Genomic DNA, 8,731 nt, shown 5'->3' on the forward strand with positions numbered 1-8,731 from the left:
GCCAATGGCCTCTCCCTGGTGTACATATCTCAGCCGAACATCGGTTTCGCGGGCTAAAGCATCAAAATCGGTAAAATTGGATATTCTCGGAAGACACAGCACAGCAATGTCGAGATCACCGCTGTTGGCCAACGGTTGTTTATCTTCCAGCGATACCGAGTCCTCATCATCAATCCCCAAGCGGTCAAGATGAGGGATAACACCAACGACTGGCTTACCTGTCTTGGCTTCGAGAAAATCCAGTGCTGGTTTCAACAACTTCATATCGCCCCGGAATTTATTTATAATAATGCCTTTAACCAGCTCGCGCTCATCCGGCTCTAATAGCTCCAGTGTGCCAACGATGGAAGCCAGTGCTCCACCCCTGTCAATATCGGCCACCAAGAGTACCGGTGCTGCCGCCAGTTTGGCAATCCGCATATTAACAATATCATTGGCTTTGAGGTTAACCTCTGCGGGAGAGCCAGCGCCTTCAATTACGATAATCTCAAAATCGTTATGCAGTTTCTCAAGACACTGGGATATAATCCCCTGCACAGTAAAACTATAACCAGAGTGATATTCGCTAGCCGACATATTGCCAACAGGCTTCCCCATAACAATGACTTGTGAACAGGCATTACCAGTAGGCTTTAATAATACCGGGTTCATTTCTACCGTTGGTTCCAATCCTGCGGCCTCCGCTTGAGCTACCTGGGCTCGTCCCATTTCACCACCGTTTTTCGTCACATACGAGTTAAGTGCCATATTTTGAGCTTTAAATGGCGTTACCCGGTATCCGTCTTGTTTAAATATCCGGCATAAGGCTGTTGCTAAAATACTTTTGCCAACATGCGAACTGGTTCCCTGCAGCATAATCGCTTTAGCCATTATGCCCAGCCTCCCCCAGGCGGACGGCTAGTTTTTTGAGTTCCACAGCCATACCGCAAACCACCAGATATACTTCATCAGCCATGTTAGCTACTCTCTGATTCACCATACCAGCAACATCGCGATACTCACGCGCCAGCGCGTTTTCTGGCACAATACCCGTGCCGACTTCATTGGTAACAAAAATCACATCCCCAGACGCCTGTTTGGCAGCTGCTAATAGTTTATCGATAGCTGCCAATACAGCTTGATAACGTTCTTCCCGGTCAGTGGGTGCATCCGGAGCTAAGAGTAAATTACTGGTATATAGTGTCAGACAGTCAAACAGCACCGCATCGGCACACTGGACAGCCTGAGCCATAGCCTCTTCGGCATGGTAAGGGGCCTCGAACGTCGGCCAACTGGCTGGCCGGCGACTTCGATGGAGTGTTACCCTTTCTTGCATTTCATCATCATAAATCTGAGCAGTAGCAATATATGCAACCTTTCTCCCGCCTTGCGCCGCATACCGCTCAGCAAATGTACTCTTACCGCTGCGTGCCCCGCCGGTAACCAAAACAATTTTTGCTGACATACTAATAAATTCCTCCTTGGCCGGTCGAGTGCTTGTATCGTTTGCATCGTTCAACAAACCGTCTGGCAGCTTGTCTATTACCGGCAAAATGCATGTGCAGATAGGACGCCAATACCTCACCTGCCGCATAACCCCCAGGGTATTTGGCTCCTGTCCGCATTTTTTTGAATTCAAACGCCCACGGAAACTCCTCGGTACTTATATCAGGAATCATCCGGGAAAAATGAAATTCATGACCGCGCAGCGATTCACCGCTGCAGCATAACACATTATCCTGCAGGGCGGTTGTTTCGACATAACCTACGGTTTCAAGCGTAGACTGCATCTGGCATACCGCCGGAATAATTCCAACCATATCATACGCCTGCCCAGCGAAATCAATAATCTGACGTGCCAGATACATAAGACCGCCACATTCCGCATAAATAGGCATGCCCTCTGCTGCTGCGCGCATTATAGCCTTTCTCATCGAAACATTGGCCGACAACTCCCTGACGAACATCTCCGGAAACCCGCCGCCCAATAGTAGCCCATCCACATCAGGCAAATACCTGTCCTTAAGCGGACTAAAAGACACAAGTTCGGCGCCAACTGATTCCAAAACCTCCAGACTGGATGGGTAATAAAAAGTGAAAACATCATCCTGGGCTACACCAATCCGGACTCTTGCCCGCCCTATCGGTTCATCGGCAGCAGATATATGATAATGGGTTAATGGCTCAGTGTTTTTTGCCAGCTCCAACAAGTCATCCAAAGCAACTGCTTTAGCCACTTGGCGCCCCATTTCCGCCACAATGGCAGATGCATCCTGTTCAGTCACCGGTGTCAAACCCAGATGCCGCTCCGGCATGACCAGCTCGTGATTACAAAACATGGTGCCAAGAACCGGAATTCCAAGTTTGGCAAATGCTTCACAAATCATTAACTTGTGGCTTTCGGAACCAAGCCGATTCAAAATGACCCCAGCCAGCTTAACCTCCGGATCATACATTTTAAACCCCAGCGCCATCGCCGCAGCACTCTCGCCCATAGACTTGGCATTAATAACCAAAACTACTGGCGCATTCAGCATTTTTGCTACCGCAGCCGTGCTGCTCATACCCGCGCGCCCGCCATCATACAATCCCATAACCCCTTCAATAACAGCAATATCATTTCCTGCTGCAGTACTGGCAAAGATTGCTGTTAAGGTTTCCGGCGGTACCAGCCAAGTGTCAAGATTGTGTGCGTTTTTGCCGCTGGCTAGACGATGAAAGCCTGGGTCAATATAGTCAGGACCAATTTTATAGGACTGCACGTTAAGGCCGCGTTGAGCCAGAGCTGACAATATACCGGTAACAATGGTGGTTTTACCAACACCACTGCTGACTCCGGCTATAACTATCCGAGGAATGGATATTTGGCCCATGGGCATTCCCCCCTATATTCAGTACGTTAACGACCCAGCATATATATCATTGCGTTAACGATAGCGGCTGCAATGGGACTACCACCTTTGTTGCCTAATACAGTGATATATGGCACTGGCGAAGTCGTATGCAGCAGGTCTTTAGCTTCGGCAGCACCGACAAAGCCAACAGGTACGTCAACGATCAATGCTGGTTTGATACTTTTTTCTTTAACCATTGTCAACACTTCCAACAAGGCCGTAGGAGCATTGCCGATAGCCACAATGGCGTCATTGAGCTTATCACCAAATTTGCGCATAGCCGCCATCGAACGAGTAATACCGGCAGCCTTAGCTTCCTGAGCCACACCTTCATCAGCCACCAGACAATAGGCCTGACCGCCGAGTTCAGTTAGCCGGCGTTTGTTAATACCAGTGCGCACCATTTCTACATCACAGAAAATATTACAACCGCTTTGTAGCGCGGCAAGTCCGGAAGCAATTGCTTCCGGATGCATTTTGATAATCCGGGCATAGTCGGGGTCACCGGCAGCGTGAATAATGCGCAAATAGACTTTACTTGCTCGTTCATCTAAATGCAAACCGTCCAAGTAGGGTGCAATAATCTCCATACTGCGGTTTTCAATAGCCAGGGGGTCTGTTATAAATTCCATAGTATTCCCTCCATATAATCACAGCGGCTAACAAATCCTTTGGCTAGCAAGTAAACCAATTATTGCTTGCTATATTAGCCAGCAGCGCCAGAACTTCGGCTTGTGTCTTGCACAGATTCTTATATTCCATGGCCGGACGGTCAATAACAATCAGCGGCAGTCCCAGTTCCATAGCGGCTGATATTTTGGTATCAGCACCGCCAATAGTACCACTGTTTTTGGTTATTACAACCTCTGCCCCATACTCTTTGAATAGTGCCACATTAAGCGCATGCGAAAACGGCCCTTTAATGGCAACAATATCGCCAGGACTAAACCCTAATGCAATACATTCGGATATCACATCCGGCTGGGGAAGCACCCGGGCAATCAGGCGGCAATCTGCCAGCAGCGGTTCAGCCTTAAATATGTGTAATGTACGGCTACCGGTAGTCAAAAAAATTACCTTGCCAAGCCCTGCGGCAACCCTTGCGGCTTCCGTAGCATCTTTAACTATATGCAGCTTTTCATAGTTAGGGACACTGACTTTCGACCGCTCATAGCGGATATACTGAATCCCGCTGGCTCTACAGGCCGCCATGGCAGTTGCTGATACATTCACGGCATAGGGATGGCTGGCATCCACAACAGCTTTTATGCCTTGGGCTGCTATCAATTCCTTCATCCCCGCCAAAGACAGTTGACCGATATGAACAGCAAGTCCTGGTAATTCCAACAATTGCCGACCATAATCACTGATTACCGAAACCAATACCTTATAACCGCGTTCAGCCAAATGGACAGCCAATTCCCGTCCATCCTTTGTGCCAGCCAGTACTAAAATCATATGTGATAGCCTCTGGGAGTAATCATTTTACCATTAGCCACATAAGTCTGACTGTTGCCAATAATCACCAACGAAAACATATCAATATGCTCATGCGTAAAATTCTCCAAGGTTGACAACGTCATAGCTTCTTTACTCCGAGTAGCGTGATGCACAATTCCCACAGGTGTATCAGCCCGTCGGTGCTTTAGCGCAATCTCGCGCACAATTTCAATTTGGCTTGTCCGCCGCCTACTTTTGGGGTTATAGATAGCAATAACAAAATCTCCGGCTACCGCCATTTCTACTCTTTTTTCAATCATTTCCCAAGGAGTTAACAAATCACTGAGGCTGATAACCGCGAAATCATGCATCAGCGGTGCTCCTAAGATGGCAGCAGCTGCGCCGACGGCACTAATACCGGGAATCACCTCAACTTCTGGCTGAAGCGTTACCGGATGTTTGCTTACAAGTTCAAGCACCAAACCTGCCATACCATATATTCCAGGATCACCGCTAGAAATTACCGCTACCTGTTTTCCAGTCATTGCTTTATCAACAGCTGCCTGACAGCGGTCAATTTCCTGCATCATGCTTGTGCCAATTGTGGCTTTGTCTTGTAACAAATCCTTTATCAAATCCAAATATGTATCATAGCCAACAACAATATCGGCATTTTCAATCGCTTGTCGGGCTCGGGGCGTCATATCCACCAGGCTTCCCGGTCCTATTCCCACCACCGATATTTTACCGTTGTTACGGCCACCGTCACTTTGGAATACTTGGTTTTGGGCAAAATCAGATGGTGGTTCCGCCCCGCTAGTATTGCTGCTGGTTCGCATACATTTCCCACTCCTATCTTTTCATTAACAAACGCAGATAACGATAACTCATATTGTTGGATACACTGCTTGAGTTGCTCATGAGTAAAAAATTTTATCGGCACACCCAGGTGCTCTGCTGTAGCAAGCAGGCCTGGCTCATCAGCTTTTATAACCGTGCTGCCCATCACTGCAACACTGTCAACATCCCGTCCAATTGTTTGACAAGCTAGTTTAATTGCTGACAAAATTTCAGCACTGGTGGTATCCCGTCGGCAACCAATACCGAGTGCTAGTCTGTTAGGACGTAGATACAGATGTGGTTTACGAATCGTAAATTCCCTGTCAGTAATAACTACCGCTGCATCATACTTGTCTGTATAAATAAGTTGATTACTATCACCTAACGCAACATTATACCGGGCAGCCAGAGAAATATACCGTTCGCTCTCAGCTAGGTCGTTATCAATAAAAAACAGTACCCTATCACCATTAACAATGGCTGAGTTTATTGTTTTTACTGAATTAAACGGTTCAATAGTCAAGTTCAGTCTAACGGCCAATACATCAGCAGCCGGAAGTTTGGCGACATCAGTAGCTGTGGTGATCACTGGCATAGCGCCGGCAGCGCTCACAATCCTAGCTAATTGATTGCCGCCACCGATGTGACCGGACAACAGACTAATGGCATAGTTGCCGCCATCATCCATGACCACTACCGCCGGGTCAAACCGCTTGTCCTTTACATGGGCTGCGATAACCCTCACGACGATTCCTGTTGCCATAATAAAAACCAAGCCATCATATAGGGGAAATATTTCACTTACCAAATCATGTAAAGAACTATAAGTATTAGCTGAACCAGGAAGATTACGCCCACGCTTAGCATAGACATCTACCTCTGGGCCTAAGAGCGGTGCTATCCGTTCAGCTAATTCAGCCCCTTTACGGGTAACTGAGATGACAGCCAGCTTCACAACTTATTTAACCTCCTGCGCGGGCCTGAACATATGGCCAAATTCCGGCGCATACAGCCGCGACAAAGCATAATTAGTATCTAATACCTTACCGACCACAATCATGGCCGTACGGTCAATCATGTTTTCTCTAGCAATTTGGGCAATGGTGCCTAACGTCGCGCGAAAAATTTTTTGATCAGGCCAGGATGCTTTTTGCACAATGGCTACTGGCGTTTCATAGGTATACCCGCCATCTACAAGTTCTTTGACCACATTGTCCAGCATATGTACACTCAGGAAAATACACATGGTGGCCTGATGGCTGGCCAGTTTAACTAATTTTTCCTTTTCCGGTACAGGAGTACGTCCTTCTAACCGGGTAATAATTACCGTCTGGGATACATCAGGCAATGTATATTCCTGTTTTAATGCGCTGCAGTAGCTAGGAAGGAGCTAACCCCTGGAATAACTTCGAAATCGATGTTTTTGCGTGCCAAGGCATCCATTTGCTCCTGAATCGCACCATAAATGCTGGGATCACCGGTATGTAACCGAACTACCAGCTTATTGTCTTTAACCCCTTGTTCCATAACCGCAATGACTTCATCCAACGTCATGGAAGCGCTATTATAAACAACAGCACCGTTTTTCGCCAAAGATAACAGCGCAGGATTAACTAATGAACCGGCATAAATAATAATATCCGCCTGATTCAAAAGACGCTGTCCTTTCACCGTAATGAGTTCAGGATCGCCCGGACCGGCTCCAACAAAAAATACTTTCATGGATAATCTCCTTCCTTTAGACTGCTTACTTATTGGTCAGCCTGTTTAGTACATGTAATGATAGCTACTGGATTAAGGGCTTTAAACATATGGCCGGCACCCGCCGGCTGATTCCGCGTCACTTGCACACTGCACGCCTCGACATGATAGTCAGAACGTTGCTGCATAATCACAAGGGCGGTAGACAAGGTTTCGACGGTAACTGCTGTTACAATAAGCCGCCCCCCGGTTTCAGCAATTGATCAGTACAACGCAAAATGTCAGGCAACTTCCCACCACTGCCGCCTATCAAAATCACATCAGCTACCAGTAAGCCTTCCAGCGCCTCTGGAGCTGAACCTAATATCGGCACAATATTAGCAGTCGAAAAGCTTAATCCCCAGTTAGGATTAAGCGTTCTGGCGGCTAATGTTTCTCCTTCAGGAATTGAGATGGTTACAATAGCGCCTTTACCTTTTGGCAAACACTCTGCCCACAGCTCTGGTAATCATCAAACGCGGGCCCGGATTTACGGCCGGTTCACTCACCGGCACCGCCAGTCCGGGCTTACTCACGATTCCTACTCCCCCACCGGCTTTAATTACTACTCCCGGCGTATCAGTAATCTTTACTTCCGCCTTAATCCTAACACCATTGGTTATATCCGGATCATCACCAGCATCTTTAATTACTGCAGCCATTCCGCCACTGGCAACCAACCGGCTTTCAGCTACTGGTACCGTCAATCGTACATCTTGCGGTGAAAAAACATGAGTTATCGCCACAGGCTGGCCTAACCAAACCATAACTGCTGCCTTAGCGGCCGCTGCAGCACAAGTTCCTGTAGTTATCCCTTTGCGCATTTTTTTATCAGCCAATAGAAAAACCCCCTTCAGCAGGGGGTAAACACCAAACAGCAAATAAAATTGCCTGAATATTGTACCCACACCTGCCCATCTTCCGTAGGTCCTAGCGGTGTGTGTTAGAATAGGCAGGTCTCCTGACTCTGGTTCATCGCATACCTAAGCCTTCCCAGTTTCCCAGTGGCATATATTAGGCAGCATCCCCATTACAGTGGCGGGACCGTGCCGGCATTACACCGGACTTCCCTATTAAGCATAAAGCACCTATTCCCTTACACTATCAAATTTATGCTATTATTATCTATTCCCTATAGCTAACTTTTCTCCTGCTGAATAAAACAAAAATTATCCAAACTTAAAATTTAAAAATTTTTCTGTATTTTTTGCGTTTTTTGTTAATTGGCAAGAGGATTTTTTGGTATTTGTTGCGAAATGTTATACTGGTCAGACCATCATACCGTTGAAATCTGTTATAGGGGAGTGGATATTTTGAAAAAAGTGAGTGAAAATTGGGACCAAGCGCTTACCTCTTATACGAATGCAAGTTTGTTTTCTGAATTCGAAACCAGAGCAAAAAATGCGGCCACCGAAGTATTTCGTGTTAAGACAGCGGTTGAAGCCAAAGACATAGTCACTAATTTGATAAAATACACCAATGCTCGCAAAATAGTAGCAGTTGAAAGCCCGCTGATACAATCATCTGGAATTAAATCTGCGATAACATAAATCGGTGTCAGCCTGTATAACACGCAGGCAGATATTGCCGAACATGCCGAAACCGCCGATATTGGCATCTCTGCCGTTGAATTTGGTATTGCCGAGTCAGGTAGTGTCTGCCAGGATGCATTAGCGTTTGAAAGTCGGCTTGTCTCCATGCTACCTCCTGTCCACATTGTCTTTATGAATAGTAGTAAGATAGTACCCGGAATAACAGAAGCCATGGAGGTCGTCTCCAAAGTCTACGACCGTGGTTATATCACCTTTATTACCGGTCCTAGCCGTACCGCCGATATC

Annotated in this window: 12 protein-coding genes, 1 pseudogene and 1 riboswitch; of the genes and pseudogenes, 1 reads left to right on the top strand and 12 read right to left on the bottom strand. The window is 46.9% G+C overall.

Going from position 1 to position 8,731, the window contains the following annotated elements:
* The 12 genes and pseudogenes from AC29Z1_RS00245 to AC29Z1_RS00300 all read right to left on the bottom strand — a co-directional run.
* Positions 1-870, bottom strand: an 870-nt coding sequence (locus tag AC29Z1_RS00245; protein ID WP_488269445.1) for a cobyric acid synthase, incomplete at its 3' end; no start/stop codon positions are given.
* The gene (gene cobU / locus AC29Z1_RS00250; protein WP_488269446.1) at positions 863-1,444 is read right to left on the bottom strand and encodes a bifunctional adenosylcobinamide kinase/adenosylcobinamide-phosphate guanylyltransferase; all 582 of its coding nucleotides are present in this window, start codon (positions 1,442-1,444) and stop codon (positions 863-865) included. The genes cobU and AC29Z1_RS00245, both read right to left, overlap by 8 nt.
* 1 nt (position 1,445) lies before the next feature.
* The gene (locus AC29Z1_RS00255) at positions 1,446-2,852 is read right to left on the bottom strand and encodes a cobyrinic acid a,c-diamide synthase CobB (RefSeq protein WP_488269447.1); all 1,407 of its coding nucleotides are present in this window, start codon (positions 2,850-2,852) and stop codon (positions 1,446-1,448) included.
* 26 nt (positions 2,853-2,878) lie between these two features.
* Entirely contained in the window at positions 2,879-3,505 is a 627-nt protein-coding gene (locus AC29Z1_RS00260; RefSeq protein ID WP_488269448.1) for a precorrin-8X methylmutase, read from the bottom strand.
* Positions 3,506-3,548: 43 nt separating this feature from the next.
* Positions 3,549-4,331, bottom strand: a complete 783-nt coding sequence (gene cobK / locus AC29Z1_RS00265) for a precorrin-6A reductase (RefSeq protein ID WP_488269449.1) — start codon at positions 4,329-4,331, stop codon at positions 3,549-3,551.
* Positions 4,328-5,017: a precorrin-3B C(17)-methyltransferase gene (gene cobJ / locus AC29Z1_RS00270; RefSeq protein ID WP_488269474.1), complete on the bottom strand. Its 690-nt coding sequence runs from the start codon at positions 5,015-5,017 to the stop codon at positions 4,328-4,330. Before cobJ ends, cobK begins: the two co-directional genes overlap by 4 nt.
* Positions 5,018-5,037: 20 nt before the next feature.
* Positions 5,038-6,108 carry a cobalt-precorrin 5A hydrolase gene (locus AC29Z1_RS00275; protein ID WP_488269450.1) on the bottom strand — a complete coding sequence of 357 codons (1,071 nt, stop codon included), beginning with the start codon at positions 6,106-6,108 and terminating at the stop codon, positions 5,038-5,040.
* Between the two features lie 3 nt (positions 6,109-6,111).
* A pseudogene (cobM, locus tag AC29Z1_RS00280) lies at positions 6,112-6,875 on the bottom strand (precorrin-4 C(11)-methyltransferase).
* A 29-nt stretch (positions 6,876-6,904) separates the two neighbouring features.
* On the bottom strand, positions 6,905-7,048 hold the full coding sequence (locus AC29Z1_RS00285; protein WP_488269451.1) for a hypothetical protein: 144 nt from the start codon (positions 7,046-7,048) through the stop codon (positions 6,905-6,907).
* A 35-nt stretch (positions 7,049-7,083) separates the two neighbouring features.
* Positions 7,084-7,338: a hypothetical protein gene (locus AC29Z1_RS00290; protein WP_488269452.1), complete on the bottom strand. Its 255-nt coding sequence runs from the start codon at positions 7,336-7,338 to the stop codon at positions 7,084-7,086.
* Positions 7,325-7,732 carry a cobalt-precorrin-5B (C(1))-methyltransferase gene (locus AC29Z1_RS00295; RefSeq protein WP_488269453.1) on the bottom strand — a complete coding sequence of 136 codons (408 nt, stop codon included), beginning with the start codon at positions 7,730-7,732 and terminating at the stop codon, positions 7,325-7,327. Before AC29Z1_RS00295 ends, AC29Z1_RS00290 begins: the two co-directional genes overlap by 14 nt.
* A 95-nt stretch (positions 7,733-7,827) precedes the next feature.
* Positions 7,828-8,000, bottom strand: a riboswitch (cobalamin riboswitch).
* Positions 8,001-8,247: 247 nt separating this feature from the next.
* Positions 8,248-8,592: a hypothetical protein gene (locus AC29Z1_RS00300; protein ID WP_488269454.1), complete on the bottom strand. Its 345-nt coding sequence runs from the start codon at positions 8,590-8,592 to the stop codon at positions 8,248-8,250.
* Here AC29Z1_RS00300 and AC29Z1_RS00305 point away from each other — a divergent pair.
* On the top strand, positions 8,531-8,731 hold a 201-nt coding region (locus tag AC29Z1_RS00305; protein WP_488269475.1), incomplete at its 3' end, for an LUD domain-containing protein. The two genes, AC29Z1_RS00300 and AC29Z1_RS00305, sit on opposite strands and share 62 nt — an antisense overlap.

The organism is Sporomusa sp. (assembly GCF_057736855.1).